Genomic DNA, 19,543 nt, shown 5'->3' on the forward strand with positions numbered 1-19,543 from the left:
GACGGCACCTCGGGGAGAGACGGTGGAGTCCCCAACATGACGGATGCGCACGAGACGGACGCCGGCCTCCACTGCTGGGTGCCGAATACCTTCGCCCTTGAGGCGCTCTCCGACGGCGCTTTGAGCGGGACCGCCTTCGCGGCCAAGGACCTCTTCGCCGTCGCCGGGCACACCTCCTCCTTCGGGCATCCCCGGTGGCGTGAGACCCACGGACCCGCCCTTTCGACGGCGCCCGCCGTCACCGCTCTGCGCCACGAGGGTTCGCGCCTCGTCGGGATGGCCAAGCTCGATCAGCTCGCCTACTCCGTCGTCGGGGACGTGGGGGAGGGGCCGGCCCCGCGGAACCCGGCGCACCCCGACCGGCACACCGGAGGGTCGTCCTCGGGAAGCGCCTCGGCGGTCGCCGGAGGCGCCGCGGACCTCGCGCTGGGCACCGACACCGCCGGTTCGGTGCGCGTCCCCGCCGCCTGCTGCGGCGTCCTCGGGCTGCGGCCGACGCACGGAGCCCTCGATCCCACCGGGGTGCTCCCGCTGGCCCCCTCGTTCGACACGGTCGGCCTGTTCGCCCGTGAGCCCGGGCTGCTGCGCGCCGCCTTCGACGCGGTCGCGGGCGTGCCCCGGGACGGGGGCCCGAACGCCTCCGGCTCGGAGCCCCACGGCCTGACCGCGGTCTCCCTCCCGGACGACCTCCAGGCCCTGGCCTCGGAGGCCACCGTGTCGGCCGTGCGCGGACTCGCCGTCCTCCTCGCGGGCGACCTCGGTGTGCCGCTGCTGCGCGCCGACCCGACTCCGCTGATCGGCGCCGGGCACACCGAACTCTTCACCCGTCTCCAGGCCGGCGAGATCTGGCGCGGGCACGCCGCGTGGGCCATGGCGAACGCCGACGCCCTCGACCCGGACGTGCGGGAGCGGCTGCGGCGCTGCGCGTCCCTGGCCTCGATGCCCGAAGCCGACCACCGGGCCGACCTGGAGGGCCGGGCCCGCTACCGGGAAGCGTTCGCGCAGGCCTGCCCGCCCGGGGCGGTGCTCGTGCTGCCGGTCGTGGCGGACGGTGCCCCGCGCCGCAGCGCCGACCCCGCCGAGCGGAAGCGCTTCAGGGCGACGACGGTGCGCCTGTCGGCCCCCGCGAGCCTCGCCGGAGCGCCGCAGCTCACCGTCCCGGCCGACACCGAGGGGTTTCCCGGAGGGCGGGCCGTGGGCGTGGGCCTGCTCGCGGCCCCCGGCCACGACCGCGCGCTCCTGCACGCCGCAGAGGTGCTCTACGCGCGCCGACCGGCGCCGCGGGGGCCCTGAGCGCACTCCGGCCCCATGCGTCGGGGCAGAGATCTCGGCCTCCGGGCCCAGGCGGGATGAGTACCGGTACTCACCCACGGCCGGGACACGCGTGATGGGATGGCCGCAGAGCGGCGCCGGGGTGAGGACGGAGCCCCGGCCCGCTCCCGAAGAGTCGAACCGGCGGAAGGCGGGACACGGTGTCGGAGGACGCGCGGCGCGCCCGTGAGGAGGCGCTGGGGCGGCTGGTCGAGCAGGGGACGCTCACCGCGGACCAGGCCCGGGCCGTCAGCGGGGAGCTGGACCGGGCGGAGGCGCGCTCGGGCGTGCGCTGGGCCGAGGTCGTGGGCTACATCGGCGGCGGCCTGGTGCTGGCCGCCGTCGCCACGTTCGCCGCCACATCGTGGGAGGACCTCGGTGTGGTCGCGCGTGTGGGGCTGCTGGCGGCGGCCGTTCCGGTCCTCGCGCTGGCCGGTGTCGTGATGGCGGGCGGCCCTAAGGCGCTGGCCGTGCCCCGGGACCGGGTGCCCAAGGTCCGGCGCCGCATCGGCGGCACGCTGTTCGCGCTGGCGTCGGTGGCGGCCATGTTCGCGGTCCAGGTGCTGGTCACCGACGGGCTCGCGCTCTGGGAGGACGATCTGCTCATCGCCGGGGCCGTCGGTCTGGCGGTGGCGCTCGGCGGGTACGCGCTGCTGCGGTCGGCGCCGGGCGTGGTGGCCGCCTGGGCGATGAGCCTGATCACCGCCGGCGGGGTGCTGAACCGGGTGCACGAGGCGCTGGACACGGGCGGCGGCGGGATCTTCTACGGCGGGTCGGGCGCCATGGCCCTCAACGGCACGGGCTACATCCTGCTGGGCGCGGTGTGGGTCGCCGTTGCGCTGGCCGGGCCGGTGGCCGAGCGCGGGACGGCGATCGGCCTGGGGGCGGCGACGGCCGTGACGGCGGCCGAGTTCCTGCCCTCGCCCTGGCACCACGCGGGCGTGGCGGTACTGGCGGTCGCCCTCCTCGGCCTCTACGCCTGGCGCCGGACGGGGGCGCTGCTGGTCTTCGGCATCATCGCCACGACCATCGCGGTTCCCCAGGTGGTGTGGGAGGTGACCGACGGGGAGGTCTCGGCGGCGGCGATCCTGGCCATCGCCGGTGCCGTCCTGCTCGCGGCGAGCGGGACCGGCGTCCGGCTGCACCGGTCGGGACGCTCGGACCCGCCCAGCGGTGGCGGTGGGCAAGGCGGCGGAGAGAACGCTGAAGGCCCCGTCGAGAGCCCCGCCCCAGACGAGGGCGACGGCTCTTCGCGCCGGCTCCCCAGGGTCGATCCGAGGGACCCGGACGAGCGGTTGTAGGGGTTACCGCGCTGGCTGGCGACGTGGGGCCGCTGCGCCCCGGACGGAGAACCCCGAGACGGAGAACCCCGAAAGGAAGAGAGATCACGCCAGGCCCCGAGCGGAAGCGCTCCTCAGCAGTGTGCCCCCGGGCGGTGACACTCCTGCGGAGCGCCACCATGTCTTCCGGGGGCACGTTCTCCGGGGGCACAGGGCCGTCTGAGGGTCAGTCGCGCTTCCAGCGGGCGTTGGCCTCGCCGTCGTGGAAGTCGCAGTACAGGGTGTGGCCCGACGCGTCCAGGGTGGTCCTTCCCAGGTGGTCGTGCTTGCAGAACTGCCCGGCCGCGTAGTGCTTTCCGGACGGGGCCATGAGGATCCCGTCGTCGGGGGCGGCCGGCTCCTCAGGCTCTGCGGGTTCCGCGGGCTGAGGCTCCTCCACCTCCGGGGCCGCCGGCTCCTCGGGTTCCTGGGGCGATTCCGGTTCGGGCGGCGGCTCGGGCGCGCACTCGGTCCACAGCCCGTCGCCCGCCTCTTCGGCCGCGTCCGCCGCCTCCTGAAGCTCGGAGGCCCGGTCGGCCGAGTCGTCCGCGGAGGCGTACTCGGCGTGCCCGCTCGTGAGGAGGTCCTCGTTGACCCAGGTGCCGTCGGCGCTCCACACCTGTGCGAGCAGGCCGCTTCCCGAGTCGTCGGCGTCGCCGACGTAGACGGTGTCCCCGGGAGTGAGCAGAAGCTCGGTACGGTCCGCGGCCTCCTCGGTGAAACACTCTCCGGACGAAGGAGCGTCGACGCCTGCGAGCAGCACCTCTGCGCTCTCGCCCTCGGCGAGCGGTCCGTCCGCCCCTTCACCGAGTGCCAGGACCTTCAGCGTGTCGGCGTCGAGGACCTCTTCGACCTCGGCGGTCTGGGCGTCCTCAGGAACCCCGTCGGGGAGCGCCGCGGCGGGCTCCGGGGACGTCGGCTCCGTCGCCTCTAGGGACGACCCGTATCCGTCCTCCGTGTCCACCGTCTCTGGGTCGCCGGTCGCGCACCCCGACAGCACCAGGGCGAGGACGCAGCCCACCGCCGCCGTCATCCGTGATGCGCGTCCGAGCCCGCTTCCAGGGGTGCGGGAGGCCGGGTTCGAATCCCCCTCAGGGGTCTCCGCAGGCGCTCTGCGCCCTGCGGTCGGGTTCGTGAAAGGCATGTCATCTGCGGCCATGATGGTCACCCGTTTCGCTGAAGCCACAGCATTCACTTCGCAAGAAGGAGGCAAGCCTAGTGGGATGTCGAGGCAACAGTGGACAATCCTCGGCAAAGACGGGTGAGCCCGGAGTTTCGAGACCTTTGGTCCCCTGGAAGAGAGGACCGAAGTCCTCTGAGGCGGTGCGCCGGTCCCTTCACACGAAGAAGCGGGCGGGGTAGATCCCCGCCCGCTCAGTGATCGGTGCCCGTGCGTCAGCGCAACCGGTCCAGGCCCGCCTTGCGGAGGGCTTCTGCCATGGCGCCGTTCGGCTCGGAGGAGCCGCCGCGGTCGCCGCCCCGGCCCTTGCCGCCCTTTCCACCGCGGCCGCTCTGACCGCCTTGGCCGCCCTGACCGCCGCGTCGGCCTCCCTGGCCCCCGCGGCCGCCCTGGGCGCCCCGGCCTTCCCCGCCGGCGCCGTCCTCGCGCTCGGCGCGGCCGCCTCCCTTGGCGGTGCCGTCGATCTCGTCGTCCAGGCGCATCGTCAGCGAGATCCGCTTGCGCCGCACGTCGACGTCCATCACCTTGACCCGGACGATGTCGCCGGGCTTGACGACCTCGCGCGGGTCCTCCACGAACCGCTTGGCCATCGCCGACACGTGCACCAGCCCGTCCTGGTGCACCCCCACGTCCACGAACGCCCCGAAGGCGGCCACGTTGGTGACCGTCCCCTCCAGGATCATCCCCGGCTCCAGGTCGGACAGCGTCTCCACGCCCTCCTTGAAGGCGGCCGTGGCGAACGCCGGACGCGGGTCGCGCCCCGGCTTCTCCAGCTCCTTGAGGATGTCGCTGACCGTCGGCACACCGAACGCCTCGTCGGTGAAGTCCTCCGGGCGCAGCGTGCGCAGCGTCTTCCCGTCGCCGATCAGGTCGCTCAGCCCCGCCCCGGTGCGGTCCAGGATGCGCCGCACCACCGGATAGGCCTCCGGGTGCACGCTGGAGGCGTCCAGCGGGTCGTCGCCGCCGGGCACCCGCAGGAAGCCGGCGCACTGCTCGAAGGCCTTCGGGCCCAGCCGCGCCACCTTCTTCAGGTCCTCACGGGTGCCGAAGGCCCCGTTGCCGTCCCGGTGCGCCACGATGTTGTCGGCCAGCGTCGACCCGATGCCCGAGACCCGGGTCAGCAGCGGCGCCGAGGCGGTATTGACGTCCACGCCGACCGCGTTCACGCAGTCCTCGACCACGCCGTCCAGGGTGCGCGAGAGCTTGGCCTCGGAGATGTCGTGCTGGTACTGGCCCACACCGATCGACTTGGGGTCGATCTTGACCAGCTCGGCCAGCGGGTCCTGGAGCCGCCGGGCGATGGAGACGGCGCCGCGCAGCGACACGTCCAGCTCCGGCAGCTCCTGGGAGGCGTAGGCCGAGGCCGAGTAGACCGACGCCCCCGCCTCGGAGACCATCACCTTGGTCAGCTTCAGCTCCGGGTGGCGCTTGATCAGGTCGGCGGCCAGCCGGTCGGTCTCCCGCGAGGCCGTGCCGTTGCCGATCGCCACCAGCTCGGCCCCGTGCTCGGCGGCCAGCCGGGCGAGCGCGGCCACCGACTCGTCCCAGCGGTTGCGCGGCGCGTGCGGGTAGATCGTGTCGGTGGCCACCACCTTGCCGGTGCCGTCGGTCACCGCCACCTTCACCCCGGTGCGCAGCCCCGGGTCCAGGCCGATGGTGGGGCGCCGCCCGGCCGGGGCGGCCAGCAGCAGGTCGCGCAGGTTCGCGGCGAACACCCGCACGCCCTCGTCCTCGGCCGCCTGCCACAGGCGCATCCGCAGGTCGATGTCCAGGCGCACGAACACGCGGGTGCGCCAGGCCCAGCGGACCGTGTCCAGCAGCCACCGGTCGGCCGGGCGGCCCCGGTCGGCGATGCCGTACCGGGAGGCGATCGCCCGCTCGTACACCGAGGGGCCCGGCTCGGCCTCCGCGCCGTCCTCCTCCGGCTCAGGGGACAGGGTCAGGGAGAGCACGTCCTCCTTCTCGCCCCGGAACAGCGCCAGCACCCGGTGCGAGGGCAGCGCGGTCAGCGGCTCGGAGAAGTCGAAGTAGTCGGCGAACTTCTCGCCCTCCTGCTCCTTGCCCTCCTTGACCTTGGACACCGCGCGGCCGCGCGTCCACATGCGCTCGCGCAGGTCGCCGACGAGGTCGGCGTCCTCGGTGAAGCGCTCGACGAGGATGGCGCGGGCGCCGTCGAGCGCGGCCTGGGAGTCGGCCACCCCCTTGTCGGCGTCGACGAAGCCCTCGGCGCTGCCGTGCGGGTCCTGCCCCGGGTCGCCCAGCAGCAGGTCGGCCAGCGGCTCCAGCCCCGCCTCGCGCGCGATCTGCGCCTTGGTGCGCCGCTTGGGCTTGTAGGGCAGGTAGATGTCCTCCAGGCGGGCCTTGGAGTCGGCGGCCATGATGCTCGCCTGGAGCTCGTCGGTGAGCTTGCCCTGGGAGCGGATCGACTCCAGCACGCTGGTCCGGCGCTCCTCCAGCTCCCGCAGGTAGCGCAGGCGCTCTTCCAAGGTGCGCAGCTGGGCGTCGTCCAGGCCCCCGGTGGCCTCCTTGCGGTACCGGGCGATGAACGGGACGGTGCTGCCCTCGTCGAGCAACCCGATGGCGGCCGCCGTCTGCTTCCCGGCGACCCCGAGCTCCTCGGCGATCCGCTGTTCGATAGAGGTCGTCACGTTGCCTTGTCCATCTTCGTCGGATTGTCCACGCTGCATTCTCCTTGGGCACCGCCGCCTTGTCACACCGGGCGCCCGGATTTCTTGGAACCACCATGGTGCGATCCCGACCGACCGTTGATATGCGTCCTGATCTCCTGTTATGCAGGAAGGGATCTCGCCCCGGCCCACCGGGGGGAGCGCATCGCGAAGATTGGCGGGATGATCGTGCTCCTAGACCAGACATCGCTCCGAGACCTTGCGACGATGACGGACGACATGGGGGTGCTGTCCGTCTACGCCACCGCCGACCCGCGCGACCGGTCGTCCTCCCCCGCCTGGCGCCTGCAGATCACCAACGAGATCAACGCCTTGCGCAGCCGGGTGAGCTCGAACGGGGACAAGCAGCGCAAGGAGGCGGTGCTCGCGCGCCTGGAGGCGCTGCGGCCGCAGCTCGACGATGTCCTGGACAGCGGCGCCGAGTCGGGCATGGGCCGCGCCCTGTTCGCACCGGTCAGCAGCGACGAGGTGCGCCTGTACACGATGCAGATGCCGCTGGAGGACTGCGCGGTGCTGGAGCGCAGCGCCTACCTGCGGCCGCTGGCGGCGGCGGTGGCCACCGGAGCCCCGGCCGGCGTGCTGGCGGTCTCGGCCGACGGGGTGCGCGTGGTGGACCTGCGCTTCGGCGTGGCCAAGGACATCACCTGGATCCCGATCGAGATCGACGAGGAGGACTGGCGGCGGATGCGTGGGCCCGCGGGCGGCCACCCGAGGACGTTCAACCGCGCCTCGGGGCAGACCGACCGCTACGACCGCAAGGTCGCCGACCACATGCTGCGCCTGCTCAACGACATGCGCCCGCAGCTCAAGCGGATCGCCGACGAGTGCGGGTGGACGTCGGTGGCCATCACCGGGGAGCCCCAGCTGACCGAGCCGCTGCGGGGGCGGTTCGCCCAGGACAGCAAGCGGGACATCATCGTGCTGGGGCAGGTGGTGGAGACCCGCACGCCGCCGGAGATCGCGGCGCAGATCGGCCCGGAGATCGAGGCCGTGCGCATGCGGCGGGCCGAGGAGGGCGTGCGCAGGGCGCGGGACGCCGCGCTGTCCGGGAACGCGGGGGCCGTCGGCCTCAGCGATGTGCTGGGCGCCTTCCGTGAGGGCCGGGTGGCGCACGTGTTCCTGGACGGGGCCGTGCGCATGGCCGGGCACCGCTCGCCGGACGGGGGCTACTTCCCGGAGGACGAGCTGCCGCCCGGGGTGGACCGGGGCCGGATGGAGCCGGAGCAGGACCTGGGCGAGCGGATGATCGAGATGGCGCTCGCCAACGGATCGGATGTGACGGTGCTGCCGCAGAAGGCGGCGCAGGTGCTGGAGGAGGACGAGGGCGTGGCCGCGCAGCTGCGCTGGTAGCGGTCGCGCGGGTGCCTCGGGCACCGAGGCCGGTCCCGGCGCCGCGGCCGTGTCCCCGGCCGCGCGCCGGCGCCGTGCCGGCCCGGTGCCGGACACGTCGGAGGGGGCGCCCCGTCTCGGGGCGCCCCCTCCTCGTGTGCGCGTGCCCTGTGCCGGCTTCCTGTCCGCCGCGTCCGTCCTGCCCGTCCCGCCTGTCCCGTCCGGGCCGCAGGCCTCACCTGTGGGCCCGGTCGCTCTCGTGCTTCATCAGCATGCCCACGGTTCCCATCAGAGCCAGGATCCCGACGAGCATCACCAAGGCCATTACCAGGTTCAGTGTCATGGTTCCGGTGTCCATGGGGGTCTTGTACCCGCTGTGAACTGCGTCAATGTGCCTGCGCGGTTTCGGGCCCGGAGAAAGGCGGGCAAAGGGGGTGGGCTAACCTGGCCGAGCCTGGGTCCCGGGTGCGGGGATGCGGAGATTCGGGAAGAGGTTCAGGGATGCGTGTGGCCGTACGGGCCGGAGCGGCCGTGTGCCTGGCCGCGGTGGCGGTGCCGGTCGTGGGGGCGCCGCCGGCGCAGGCGGCGCCCGGCGGGGTCGATGCGGCGGTCGAGGCCTTCGCCTCCGGCGCCCTCGTCCACACCGGCGAGGGGGCCGCGGACGACGGGGGCGGGGCGGGCGCGAGCCCGGGGCCCGCGGAGGCCAGACGGGCCGAACAGGCAGGGGAGTTCGTACGCGCACGGCTGGGCAGCGCCGAGGTTCCGGTGCGGGCCGAGATCCTGGCCGAGGGCGATCCGGACTCCGCCGCGCAGGAGATCGCGGACCGGGTCGGGATGCGCGGGCTGTACGTCGCCGCGGTGGAGCGCGGCGGGGGCGAGGACGCCGAGTTCGGCTGGTCGTGGGTCGGCCCCGCCCCGGTCGGCGACGCGGAGATCGACGCGCACCTGGCCTCCTACCCGGGCGGGCCGCTGCAGCGCATCGCCGGAATCGTCGACCTGATCGACGGCGACCTGCGGCCGGCCGTGGAGGCGGCGGCCCGGTCCGGCGACCGGGTCTACGTCGACCCCTCCATCGCCGAGGGCTTCCCGCAGGCCGATGCCGAGGCGCTGGCCGAGCGGCTCGGGGGCGTGCAGGACGTGCGCGTCGCGGTGGTCCCGGCCCTGGCGGCGGGGGCCGCCGGGGGACGCGAGGAGGTGGCGGAGGCCATGCTCGGCCCGGTCGGCGATGCGGGCAGCGCGCTGCTGGCCGAGTGGGAGGGCGGCGCGTTCCGGCTGACCCCGGCCTCGGGGGAGGGGGGACCGGCCCCGAAGGAGATCACGTCGCTGCTGCCGGAGGCCCTGCCGGGAGAGCTGGGCGCGGCGGTGGGGACCTTCGCGGGGGCGGTGCACGGGGGCGTGGTCCGGGCCGCACGGGAGGCGCTGGCCGACCGGTACCTGTACGTGGACCCGCTGGCCGCCACCGACCTTGAGGAGGGGGACGCCGGGAAGGTCGAGGAGGCGCTGGCCGAGCGGGAGGAGCCGGTGCGGGTGGCGGTGCTGCCGCAGGGGGCGTTCCTGGAGACGGGGGCCACGGGGCCGGGCGAGGACGCGCTGGCCGCTTCGGTGGCGCAGGGAGTCGAGGGGCCGGTCGCGGTGTACACGGTGGACGGTTCCGGCGCGGTCACCGGGTACCCGGTGCGCGGCGGGGACGGCGTCGGCGGGAACTGGGAGTCCCTGGACAGCGCGGTGTTCTTCGGCAAGGCGGACGATTCGGTGCGGGAGTCGCTGGACGGCCTGCTGGAGGAACTGGGCGAGCGCCGCGTGCTCGCCGACGGCGGGGGAGCCGCCGGCGCAGGGGCGTCCGGGTTCCTCCCGGACCTGTCCCGCACCGGCTGGTCACTGATCGGCGGGGCGGCGGGGCTCGTCCTGCTGGTCCTGCTCTTGCGCGGAGTGATCGTGTGGAGGAGAGCGAGACGCTGAAGGGGAGTGGCGGCTAAGCGGAGTCGAGGAGTCGACGGACCTGGGGGACGTCGGTGTACTCGGCGAGGCGTTGCAGCACGACGCGTGAACGCTGGACGGTGCGGTCACTGGAGACCTCGGAGGACAGGGCGAGCACACGTGCGGCGGTCTCAGCCGCGGCCTCGGGCTCGTTGGCGTCCGCGTAGGCGATGGAGAGCCAGGAGAGGTACAGGGCGAGCTCCCTCGTGTGCGTGCCGTCGTACCGGTTCAGCGCTTCACGTAGGAGGGGGACGGCGCGCAGAGGGCGCCGGAGTTCGGTGTAGACGCGCGCATCCATGATCTGGAGTTCGTCGGCGCTGACCCAGTAGGCCCATTCCGGAGCCGGCTCCTTCTCTTCGGATTCCAGGACCCGGTGCGCTTCCTCCAGTGCGCGCATTGCAGGCTGTGCCCTTTTCAGTTTCGCCTCTGCCCAGGCGACCCGGTCATGGAACAGGGCGCGCGCTTTCGGATGCGCTTCCTCGCCCGCCTCTTCAACAGCGGCCTCGGCCAATGTGAGACCGTCCCTCTCGTGTCCCGTATTGGACCACTGATAGGCCAGTGATCCGGCGAGGTTGCCTGCTAAGGCGGCATCGCCCGCCTCACGCGCTGCGGACAGGCCGAGGCGATAGGTGGCCTCGGCATGGTCGTGTCGGCCTGCATCTGACTCGATCCATCCGGTGATCTGCGCGAGTTCACCGACGGCGATCAGCAGCGCGCGGCCGACCGCTTCGGTGTGGGAGCCTTCGCGGTAGATCCGCACTGCGGCGGCCAGCTCACGCTGAGCGGGGCCGACGAGGTCGCCCCCGGCCAGGAAGTCGTCGGCGAGCCGGAGTGCGTGGACGCGCGCCGTCACGTCACGTGCCGCCTGGGCGCCGACGCGACGCCCGGTGGAAGCGCGGAGCGGAGCGAGCGGGTCGCCCTTCGGGAGGTACGCGGCGAGCGTTGCCGAGGCCCCGTGATCGGCGGCCGCGGCTTCCAGGCGGGCGCGGGGCACGCTGAGCGCGACCGCGAGATGGCGGAGCCAGAATCGCGGAACGCGACGCCCTGTCTCCCAGCGGTAGACCTCTTGGCGGGTGACCGTCGGGCGTTCGGATATTCGGCACAGTTCTTCGGCGAGCCGTGCCTGTGACCACCCGCGTGCTTTTCGGGTGGTTCGGACGATGTCGCCGAATGCTTCGGGGGGCATGCTTCCAGTCTGGCCTACAGATTGGCCTACAGGTAGGCAGATCCCGGATTCCGCACGGCCGGTGAGGGTGATGGGGCGAAGAGACCCCCGCGACGGTTGCACCCGTCCGGGGGCGTGGCCACCAGCTACCCAGGAGCTGACGACACATGGACACTATCCGCCGCAACCGCCCCCGCGCACCCCGTGTGCGGCGCTACGTCCCGGCCTTCGAGGCCGCCCGCGCGATCACCGCCGTCCACCGCGCCCGCGACCTGCACCGGGTCCTGGCCGCCCTCCGAGGAGGCCTGCTGTGACCGGCGAGCGCGACCCCCTCCTCGACCTCCTGCGGGCCCACTTCGGCCACCGCTGGGCCATCCGGCGCACCGACACCCTCTGGATCGCCACCGCCCGCGACCGCGACGCCGACCACGCCCCCACCCTCGTCCAACCCGACATCGGCCGCTTCCTGACCGAACTCGACGACCCGCCCCCGCGCGCCGGCCGCCCCTACCGCTCCCTCCTCGACACCGACCACTTCACCCGCCGCGCCCACGACCTCGCCGACGGCGTCCACCTCTACGACGACCACCGCCCCGGCGACGATGAGGGCGACGGCGGCGATCGGCCACTCTGACCCAGTGAAAGCCGGACGACCGCAAAGGGGGTGCCTGCACAGGCACCCCCTTTGCGGGAACAACCGGAGAACGGCCCTCGGGCGTCCACCGGTCAAGCTTCTCACCTGCAGTGATGTAAAGCATGGCCGGATACTGCCAGGAAACCTCTGCAAAGAATCCTCTGCAATAGCGTCCCGGCCATGGAATCGCACGACCGTGATGACGACCCGGCTTTCTCCAGAGTCGACGGCGAGAGCTTGCGTGAGGGAGAGACAATGCGACGTTCAGTGCAGGCGACCACCGGGGCCGTCGTCGGGGCGGGGATCATCATCGGGCTGGTCGCGGCCGTCGCCCTCGTCGGCTACTGGCGCAGCAGCGGCTGCTACCCCTGCTCGACGGACTTCGGGATCGTCGGGGCCGGCCCACGGGAGACGATCATCCGGTACGGGGAGCACGGTGCCGAGCCGGGGACCGTGGAGGTGACCGTCGACGTCGTCCAGGTCGGTCTTCTCGCCCTGATCGCGGCCGTGCTCGGCGGCCTGCTCCCGCTGGTGCGGAGGCGGCGGTGAAACGGACGGGCGCGCCGGCGGGAGCCGTGGCGGGAAGAGCCCGTGCCCTGCGGGCATGTGAGCGCTAACGAAACTCTGCGCACAGGAGTATTGCCATGGTGTGACCATTGGGTTATGTTCCGACGCGCGATCCGGTGGCGCATCGTGCAGGAAGCGACGACGGTGTCGCGCCGCCACCGGCGTGCCCGCGGGGCCTTCCGGACCGTTCGGGGGGCGGTGGGGGGACCACAGGCCCGGCGGGAGACCCGTCCCCGCGACCCCTGGAGCGACCGTTGAGATCCTCCTGCCATCCCCGCACTCCCCGTCGTCCCCGTCCCCGCACCGCCCGCGCGGTCCTCGCGCTCGCGGCAGCGGCCTCCCTCGCCGCCGTCGCCGCGTGCGCGCCCGCCGCCCACGGCGCCCCGGCGACCGGAACCGCACCGGCCGTCGGTGACGGCCCCGCCCCGGTCCAGAGCGCCGGCCCCGCCGACGAGTACGGCGCGCTCAGCGTCTGCGGCACCACGCTGTGCGGCGAGGACGGCGAACCCGTCCAGCTCAAAGGCATGAGCAGCCACGGCCTGCAATGGTTCGACCAGTGCCTGACCGGCGGCTCCCTCGACGCCCTCGCGCAGGACTGGGGCGCCGACGTCGTCCGGCTGTCCATGTACGTCCAGGAGGGCGGCTACGAGACCGACCCCGAAGGGTTCACCGAGAAGGTCAGCTCGCTCATCGACGAGGTCACCGCCCGCGGCATGTACGCGATCGTCGACTGGCACATCCTCAACCCGGGCGACCCCAACGCCAACACCGAAGGCGCGAAGGAGTTCTTCGCCGAGATCGCCTCCCGGCACGGCGGGAACGGCAACGTGCTGTACGAGATCGCCAACGAGCCGAACGGCGTGTCCTGGGCGTCCATCAAGGGCTACGCCGAGGAGGTCGTCCCGGTGATCCGGGAGCGCGACCCCGACTCGGTCGTGCTGGTCGGCACCCGCGCCTGGTCGTCGCTGGGGGTGTCGGAGGGCTCCGACGAGCAGGAGATCCTGCAGGACCCCGTCGACGCCGAGCAGATCATGTACACCTTCCACTTCTACGCGGGCTCGCACCACGAGCCGTACCTGTCCGCGCTGGACCGGGCCTCCCGAGAGCTGCCGATCTTCGTCAGCGAGTTCGGCACCCAGGACTACACCGGCGACGGTCCGAACGACTTCGCGAGCGCCCAGCGCTACATCGACCTGATGGAGGAGCGCGGCATCAGCTGGACCAACTGGAACTTCTCCGACGACCACCGCTCGGGCGCGGCGTTCGAACCGGGCACCTGCGACGCGGGCGGCCCCTGGGGCGGCGACGCGCTCAAGCCGGCCGGGGCGTGGGTGAAGGACCGCATCGCCTGACCATCCGGTATCCGCTCTCTGCGCGGCCCGGTCCGAGGTACATCTCCGGGCCGGTCGCGTCCTGGCCGTGAACGGACGGCACCGCCGGAGGGGAGCCGTCGCCCCGGCGCCCTATCCTGGGGTGATGGCTCCCCCTCCGCCCCCGTCCGCGATCGGCCGGGCGCACTGGCCCGGCGAGCTGCGGCCGTATCAGCGCGGGGTGCTCAAACAGGTGGACGAGCTGTGGGCCGAAGGGCGGCGGTGGACCTGGATCGTGCCGCCGCCGGGGGCGGGCAAGACCCTCGTCGGTCTGGAGGCGGCACGCAGGCTGGGGCGCCGCACGGTCGTCTTCGCCCACAACACCGCCATCCAGGGGCAGTGGGCTGCGCACTGGAACTCTTTCGAGCGGCCTGACGGGTGCGCGGCGGGCACCGATCGCGCCTTACAGGAGGACGTTTCCGTCCCAGTCCCTCGCGGTCTTCGACCCGGACGCCGAGACCGATGGGGACGGGCGCGAGCACGGCGGGGCGCGGCCCTCCCCCCGCCCGCAACAGGAATGAGGCCGCGGACTTCCAGCGCGCCTGGAACACCTGGGTATCGAAGGGCGCGCCCGTCTCCACGGCAGAGCCCTGATGGAACTCCACTACGGCACCGGCCCCGCCGACGTGACGACCGCCCAACTCATGGCCTGGACGTGACCGCGCGCACCGGCCCTCAGCCGCCGTTGCCCTCCAGGAGGTCGGGGGCGTAGTACTCGTCGACCGGGACCGGCCCCCGGTAGCCCTGGCACTTGCATTGGGCGTAGGTGCCGGCGTGCTGGCCCGTCCAGCGGCCCGGGATGATGACCTGGGCCTGGCAGAGCTTGTTCTGCTGGTCGTGGAAGACCAGGTGGTGGCCGCAGCCGCAGACGGGCTGGGGGGTCCGGCTCTGCGGGGGCGGGTGCTGTTCGGGGAGCGAGCGTCGGCGGTCGGTCTCGCGGCGGGGCAGCATCCGGCCGACGAAGACCCCAGCGAGGCCGATCGCGGCTCCGACCACGAGTGTCACCGGGTCCACGTTGCGCACCACCTTTCCGTCCCGGCGGGGCGGGCCCGTACCGTCCCGTGCCGTGCCTCTCATTGTCGCCCAAGCGTGGTGTGCCGTGGCGCGGAGCGAGGCGGTTTCCGTGGTTCTGCCACCGGGGCCCTAGCCGGAAACGGCCGCCCGTGGTCCGCCGGGGCGCGGGGGAAGGGGAGTGAGGCGGAATGCCGGTTTCCTCCCGATCTACGTCGTCAAGGCGCCCGTTCTCGGCATGGCGTGCCGCCGCCGCCGGTTCCGCGTGTTATCAACGTCACCAACGGTGAGTAGTCGTTTGAACGCGAAAAGTGAGCAGGGGGCGTTTCCCGTGCAGCATCCGCGAATCGCGGCGGTCGGCACCGTCCTGGCCGCCGCGCTGGTCCCGGCGGCGCCGGGGGCGGCGGAGGACACCCCTCCGCTTCCGGGGCGGGCCGCTCTGGCCGAGGACCGGGCCGAGGCGCCGGGCGCGGGCGACTTCGAGCTCCGGATCACCCCCGTCGAGCAGGGGCCCGCCGTGGGCGACCGCATCGAGTACACCGTCCGCGTGGAGAACACCGGGGCCCACGACTACCCCGAGGCCGCCATCGTCCAGCTGCTCCCGCCCGACCTGGAGGACCCCGAGGCCTCGAGCGAGGGGGAGGCCGGGCCCATGGAGGCGTCCTGGAGGCGCCCCCTGCCCGCCGAGGAGGAGACCTTCGTCGGCGTCACCGGCCGCGTCGGCGAGCCCGCGGAGGGCTTCGAGCGGCTGACCACCATCGCGTGCATCCGCCCCCGGCCCACCGCCGGCCTGGTGGACTGCGCCTCGCACACGATGCCCGTCGAGCGGCCCCTGCCGCTCGGATGGATCGCCGGTGGTGCGGCGGCGGCCGCGGCCGCCGCGGGCGCGTGGGTGTGGCGGCGCAGGCGTCCCGCGCCGCAGGAACAGGCGCAGGACCGGCCGATGGAGCTGGAGATCGAGCAGATCGAGCAGTTCGGGCCGGTGGCCGGCGGGGCCGGCACGCAGTCGGCGGAGGCGGACCAGGCGCCGGTGGCGTCCGAGGCTGCCGAGGACGGGGAGCCGGTCGGGGCGGACACGGCGCAGCCCGACGGTGCGGAGGAGGCCGGGAGCGCCGAGCGGGGGCGGCCGGTCACGGCCGACCGGGACTGACCCGAACGCGCCGCTCGGCGGCCCCTCACAGCGGCCCTTTCGCTCGTGATGGGGGAACCTTTGGTCAGCGATTGTTGCCCGTGACCAGGGCGTTCGCAACAGTGGGCAGCGGCGCCGCCCTCCCTCGTCCAAGGCGTCACCGGGCTGAGTGAATCCGACAGACAGGGGAGAATGCCGTGAGCGAATCGCCCTTCGGCTCCATGTTCGACGACGCGTTCCGCCGATTCGACTACCTGAGCGGGCGGATGCTGGGCGGCCCCGGGTCCGACGTGTGGCCGCCGCGCGCGGGCGGGGTGCAGCGCGTCGACATCGGGCGGCTGCTCAGCGAGCCCGCCCGTGAGCTGGTCGGCGAGGCCCTGGAGCGGGCGGGCCGCCGCGGCGCCCCCGACTTGGACGTGGTCGACCTGCTGGCGGCCGCCGCCGAGACCGACCCGGCCAAGCAGATCCTGGCCGCCGCCGGTGCCGACACCTCGGCCCTTGGGCTGCGCATCGCCGACCTGACGGGCGACGGGACGCCGGGGGAGACCCCCGAGACGCTGTCGCCGGCCGCCAAGCGCACACTCCAGGACGCGCTGCGCATCTCGCGCGCGCTGGAGTCCAGCTACATCGGCGTCGAGCACCTGCTGCTGGCGCTGGCCGCCAACCCGCAGTCGTCGGCCGCCCGGCTCCTCCAGGAACAGGGCGTGGACGCCAACGTCCTGCAGAGCGCGCTCCAGGACGCGATGACCGGCGCGCGCACGGGGCGCGCTGGTTCGGGCTCGGGATCGGGCGGCGGCGGGCAGGCACGGGGGTCGTCTTCGACGCCCACGCTCGACGAGTACGGCCGCGACCTGACCGACGAGGCCTCCGAAGGCTCCCTGGACCCGGTGGTCGGCCGCGAGGAGGAGATCGAGCAGGCGATCGAGGTCCTGTCGCGGAGGACCAAGAACAACCCGTGCCTGATCGGTGAGCCGGGCGTCGGTAAGACCGCGATCGTGGAGGGCATCGCCCAGCGGATCGTCAACGGAAGCGTCCCCGAGACCCTCAAGGGCCGCCGGGTGGTGGCCCTGGACCTGACGGGCATGGTCGCCGGCTCCAAGTACCGGGGCGAGTTCGAGGAGCGCATCAAGAAGGTCATCGACGAGATCCGTGCGCACTCTGAGGAGATCATCGTCTTCATCGACGAGGTGCACACCCTCATCGGCGCCGGGTCCTCCGAGGGCGGAATGGACGCGGCGAACATCCTGAAGCCGGCGCTGGCCCGCGGCGAGCTGCATGTGGTCTCGGCGACGACCATCGACGAGTACCGCAAGAACATCGAGAAGGACGCCGCCCTGGAGCGGCGCTTCCAGCCGGTGTTCGTGGCCGAGCCGAGCGTGGACGACACCGTGTCGATCCTGTCGGGCCTGCGGGACACCTACGAGGCCCACCACCAGGTGCGCCTGGGCGACGACGCCTTGGACGCGGCGGCGCGGCTGTCGGACCGCTACATCTCCGACCGGTTCCTTCCGGACAAGGCGATCGATGCGATGGACCAGGCGGCGGCCCGGGTGCGGCTGCGGTCGCTGACCCCGGCCGAGGACACCAAGGAGATGGAGGAGCGCCTGGAGGCGCTGCACCGCGACAAGGACCAGGCGGTGGCGGCCGAGGACTTCGACCGCGCCAAGGAGCTGCGCGAGGAGATCGAGCGGCTGCGCCCGGAGCTGGAGGCGGCGCGCCAGAACCGGGACGATGTCCCGCTGGTGACGGCGACGGACGTGGCCGAAGTGGTCTCGCGCCGGACCGGGATCCCGGTCGCGCAGCTGACCGAGGAGGAGCGCGACCGGCTGGTGCGGCTGGAAGAGCACATGCACGAGCGGGTGGTCGGCCAGGACGAGGCCGTCTCGGCGGTGGCGGAGGCGGTACGGCGCGCGCGGGCCGGGCTGTCCGACCCGGACCGGCCCGAGGGCAGCTTCCTGTTCCTGGGCCCTACGGGCGTGGGCAAGACCGAGTTGGCGCGCGCGCTGGCGGAGGTGCTGTTCGGCGGTGAGGACCACATGGTCCGCATCGACATGAGCGAGTACGGCGAGAAGCACACGGTCAGCCGTCTGATCGGGGCCCCTCCCGGCTATGTGGGCTATGAGGAGGCGGGGCAGCTGACCGAGCCGGTGCGCCGACGCCCCCATTCGGTGGTGCTCTTGGACGAGGTGGAGAAGGCGCATTCGGACGTCATCAACATCCTGCTGCAGCTGTTGGACGACGGGCGGCTGACCGACGGGCAGGGGCACACGGTCGACTTCAGCAACACGGTGGTCATCATGACCAGCAACGTGGGCGCGGAGATGATCCTGGACTGGTCGGGCGACGAGGAGGAGCTTCGGGACAAGGTCATGGACCTGCTCCTGCGTTCGATGCGCCCGGAGCTGGTGAACCGGATCGATGAGACGATCGTCTTCCACCGGCTGGCGCGGGAGCAGCTGCGCAGCATCGTGGACCTGCTTTTGGAGAAGACGCGGGAGCGGCTGCGCGGGCAGGGCATCGCCCTGGAGGTGAGCGACGCGGCCAAGGACCGGCTGGGGGAGATGGGCTACAAGCCCGAGTTCGGTGCCCGCCCGCTGCGCCGTACGGTCCAGCGCGAGCTGGGAAACCGCCTGTCGCGGATGCTGCTGGACGGCGAGGCCGCCGAGGGCGACACGGTGGTGGTGGACGCCGGGGACACGGGTCTGGCGGTCACGGTGCGCCGGGGCGGCTCTGCCGAGGCGCGGGTGGGCGAGCCGCGTGACGACGCCGACACCTCGGAGTCTGAGGAGGCGGCCCTGGGCCACGCGTGAGCGTGAGCGGCCCGCCCACCGGGCACGCCGGGGAGAGCGCGTCGCCCCGGCCCCGTTTCCGACCGGGGATTCGGGGCCGGGGCGGCGCTTTTGCGTCCGGCCCGGCCGCGCCTTCGACGGGTTCGTCGCGTTCGTCGAAGGCGCGACCGGGCCGGGAGTGTCCGTGGCCTGAGCGGCTACCCCTCCGTCACCTCGGCGCGGAGCCGCTTGAGGGTCTGGACGTCCTTGGCGTGCGGTTCGGCCGGGCCCGGGGTCTCCAGGGTGAGCGGAACGCCCGCGCTGACCGGGTGGACGAAAAGCTCGGCGAACGCCTCGGCCCCGATCTGGCCGGCGCCGATGTTCTCGTGGCGGTCCTTGTTGCTGCCGCACGCGGCCTTGGAGTCGTTGGCGTGGATCAGGCGCAGCCGCTCGGCGCCGACCACCTCGCCGAACCGGTCGAGCATCGCGCGCATGCCCGCGCGGGTGGAGATGTCGTGCCCGGCGGCGAAGGCGTGCGCGGTGTCCAGGCACACCTGCGCGCGCGGGTGGTCGTCCAGCGCCTTGAGGTAGTCGACCAGGTCGTCGACGGTGGCGCAGAGCACCTGCCCCTGTCCGGCCATGGGCTCCAGCAGGACCGGGGGCACGCTCTCGCCGAGGCGCTCCAGCAGCGGCAGCAGCCGTGCGCGCATGCGGGCCAGGCCCTCGTCGCGTCCGCCGCGCACGGCCGAGCCGGTGTGCACGACCACGCCGCCGGCGCCGATCTCGGCGCCGCGCCGCAGGGCGTGCTCCAGGGCCGACAGCGACTTGTCGCCGACGGCGTCGTCGGGCGTGCCCAGGTTGATCAGGTAGGGCGCGTGGATGAAGTTCGGCAGGTCCGTGCGTTCGCGCAGCGCGGCGTCCTCGGCGGGGTCGCCGTCGGTGACCGCCCAGCCGCGGGGGTTGCCGACGAAGACCTGCACGGTCTCGGCCTCGATCTGGGCCGCGTAGGCCAGCCCCTTGGTGGCCAGGCCTCCGGACACGGGTACGTGCGCCCCGATGGGCGAGTGCTTTGTGTTCGTCATGGCTGGTCACCAGC

At 73.2% G+C, this 19,543-nt stretch carries 16 protein-coding genes; 11 read left to right on the forward strand and 5 right to left on the reverse strand.

Annotated features, from left to right (window positions below; translation table 11 throughout):
- Positions 1-36: 36 nt before the first annotated feature.
- Both C892_RS0112740 and C892_RS0112745 read left to right on the forward strand, forming a co-directional pair.
- The gene (locus C892_RS0112740) at positions 37-1,293 is read left to right on the forward strand and encodes an amidase family protein (RefSeq protein WP_017557527.1); all 1,257 of its coding nucleotides are present in this window, start codon (positions 37-39) and stop codon (positions 1,291-1,293) included.
- A 179-nt stretch (positions 1,294-1,472) separates the two neighbouring features.
- Positions 1,473-2,612 (forward strand): DUF2157 domain-containing protein, encoded by a 1,140-nt coding sequence (locus C892_RS0112745; protein ID WP_017557528.1) that lies wholly within the window; start codon positions 1,473-1,475, stop codon positions 2,610-2,612.
- Between the two features lie 205 nt (positions 2,613-2,817).
- Here C892_RS0112745 and C892_RS0112750 read toward each other — a convergent pair whose 3' ends face one another.
- Together C892_RS0112750 and C892_RS0112755 are read right to left on the reverse strand one after the other, a co-directional pair.
- Positions 2,818-3,663: a thermonuclease family protein gene (locus tag C892_RS0112750; RefSeq protein ID WP_017557529.1), complete on the reverse strand. Its 846-nt coding sequence runs from the start codon at positions 3,661-3,663 to the stop codon at positions 2,818-2,820.
- Positions 3,664-4,025: 362 nt separating this feature from the next.
- Positions 4,026-6,458, reverse strand: coding sequence for a Tex family protein (locus C892_RS0112755; protein ID WP_017557530.1), 2,433 nt, complete (start codon positions 6,456-6,458; stop codon positions 4,026-4,028).
- Between the two features lie 246 nt (positions 6,459-6,704).
- Between C892_RS0112755 and C892_RS0112760 the strand changes: the two genes are divergently transcribed.
- On the forward strand, positions 6,705-7,847 hold the full coding sequence (locus tag C892_RS0112760) for a VLRF1 family aeRF1-type release factor (RefSeq protein ID WP_017540621.1): 1,143 nt from the start codon (positions 6,705-6,707) through the stop codon (positions 7,845-7,847).
- Between the two features lie 480 nt (positions 7,848-8,327).
- Entirely contained in the window at positions 8,328-9,785 is a 1,458-nt protein-coding gene (locus C892_RS0112770) for a hypothetical protein (RefSeq protein ID WP_020379995.1), read from the forward strand.
- 13 nt (positions 9,786-9,798) lie between these two features.
- Here the strand turns inward: C892_RS0112770 and C892_RS0112775 are convergent, their stop codons facing one another.
- On the reverse strand, positions 9,799-10,989 hold the full coding sequence (locus C892_RS0112775) for a helix-turn-helix transcriptional regulator (protein WP_026124324.1): 1,191 nt from the start codon (positions 10,987-10,989) through the stop codon (positions 9,799-9,801).
- A 146-nt stretch (positions 10,990-11,135) separates the two neighbouring features.
- Here C892_RS0112775 and C892_RS31590 point away from each other — a divergent pair, with 146 nt between their 5' ends.
- The 5 genes from C892_RS31590 (at position 11,136) to C892_RS31310 (ending at position 14,251) form a co-directional block, all read left to right on the forward strand.
- Positions 11,136-11,282, forward strand: coding sequence for a hypothetical protein (locus C892_RS31590; RefSeq protein WP_017557534.1), 147 nt, complete (start codon positions 11,136-11,138; stop codon positions 11,280-11,282).
- Entirely contained in the window at positions 11,279-11,602 is a 324-nt protein-coding gene (locus C892_RS0112785) for a hypothetical protein (protein ID WP_017557535.1), read from the forward strand. The genes C892_RS31590 and C892_RS0112785 overlap by 4 nt, the downstream gene beginning before the upstream one ends.
- Before the next feature lie 255 nt (positions 11,603-11,857).
- Entirely contained in the window at positions 11,858-12,151 is a 294-nt protein-coding gene (locus C892_RS0112790; protein WP_239647377.1) for a hypothetical protein, read from the forward strand.
- 272 nt (positions 12,152-12,423) lie between these two features.
- A complete protein-coding gene (locus tag C892_RS0112795) occupies positions 12,424-13,521 on the forward strand; it encodes a glycoside hydrolase family 5 protein (protein WP_017557537.1) in 1,098 nt (365 codons plus the stop codon).
- A 124-nt stretch (positions 13,522-13,645) separates the two neighbouring features.
- Positions 13,646-14,251: a DEAD/DEAH box helicase family protein gene (locus C892_RS31310; protein ID WP_239647378.1), complete on the forward strand. Its 606-nt coding sequence runs from the start codon at positions 13,646-13,648 to the stop codon at positions 14,249-14,251.
- On the opposite strand, the gene C892_RS0112800 is transcribed toward C892_RS31310, so the two are convergent.
- Entirely contained in the window at positions 14,215-14,553 is a 339-nt protein-coding gene (locus C892_RS0112800; protein ID WP_026124325.1) for a hypothetical protein, read from the reverse strand. The genes C892_RS31310 and C892_RS0112800 overlap by 37 nt on opposite strands.
- Before the next feature lie 328 nt (positions 14,554-14,881).
- On the opposite strand from C892_RS0112800, the gene C892_RS0112805 reads away from it, so the two are divergent.
- On the forward strand, positions 14,882-15,700 hold the full coding sequence (locus C892_RS0112805; RefSeq protein WP_017557539.1) for a hypothetical protein: 819 nt from the start codon (positions 14,882-14,884) through the stop codon (positions 15,698-15,700).
- A gap of 176 nt (positions 15,701-15,876) precedes the next feature.
- Positions 15,877-18,489: an ATP-dependent Clp protease ATP-binding subunit gene (locus C892_RS0112810; protein WP_017557540.1), complete on the forward strand. Its 2,613-nt coding sequence runs from the start codon at positions 15,877-15,879 to the stop codon at positions 18,487-18,489.
- 176 nt (positions 18,490-18,665) lie between these two features.
- Here the strand turns inward: C892_RS0112810 and C892_RS0112815 are convergent, their stop codons facing one another.
- Positions 18,666-19,529 (reverse strand): deoxyribonuclease IV, encoded by an 864-nt coding sequence (locus C892_RS0112815; protein WP_026124326.1) that lies wholly within the window; start codon positions 19,527-19,529, stop codon positions 18,666-18,668.
- Positions 19,530-19,543 lie beyond the last annotated feature (14 nt).

It is taken from the genome of Nocardiopsis baichengensis YIM 90130 (genome assembly GCF_000341205.1).
Taxonomy (GTDB): domain Bacteria; phylum Actinomycetota; class Actinomycetes; order Streptosporangiales; family Streptosporangiaceae; genus Nocardiopsis_A; species Nocardiopsis_A halophila.

Coding starts and splice junctions, on each gene's coding strand:
- C892_RS0112740 (WP_017557527.1), top strand. CDS start 37: ATGACGGATGCGCACGAGACGGACGCCGGCCTCCACTGCTGGGTGCCG.
- C892_RS0112750 (WP_017557529.1), bottom strand. CDS start 3,663: ATGACGGCGGCGGTGGGCTGCGTCCTCGCCCTGGTGCTGTCGGGGTGC.
- C892_RS0112760 (WP_017540621.1), top strand. CDS start 6,705: ATGACGGACGACATGGGGGTGCTGTCCGTCTACGCCACCGCCGACCCG.
- C892_RS0112770 (WP_020379995.1), top strand. CDS start 8,328: ATGCGTGTGGCCGTACGGGCCGGAGCGGCCGTGTGCCTGGCCGCGGTG.
- C892_RS0112775 (WP_026124324.1), bottom strand. CDS start 10,989: ATGCCCCCCGAAGCATTCGGCGACATCGTCCGAACCACCCGAAAAGCA.
- C892_RS31590 (WP_017557534.1), top strand. CDS start 11,136: ATGGACACTATCCGCCGCAACCGCCCCCGCGCACCCCGTGTGCGGCGC.
- C892_RS0112790 (WP_239647377.1), top strand. CDS start 11,858: ATGCGACGTTCAGTGCAGGCGACCACCGGGGCCGTCGTCGGGGCGGGG.
- C892_RS31310 (WP_239647378.1), top strand. CDS start 13,646: ATGGCTCCCCCTCCGCCCCCGTCCGCGATCGGCCGGGCGCACTGGCCC.
- C892_RS0112815 (WP_026124326.1), bottom strand. CDS start 19,529: ATGACGAACACAAAGCACTCGCCCATCGGGGCGCACGTACCCGTGTCC.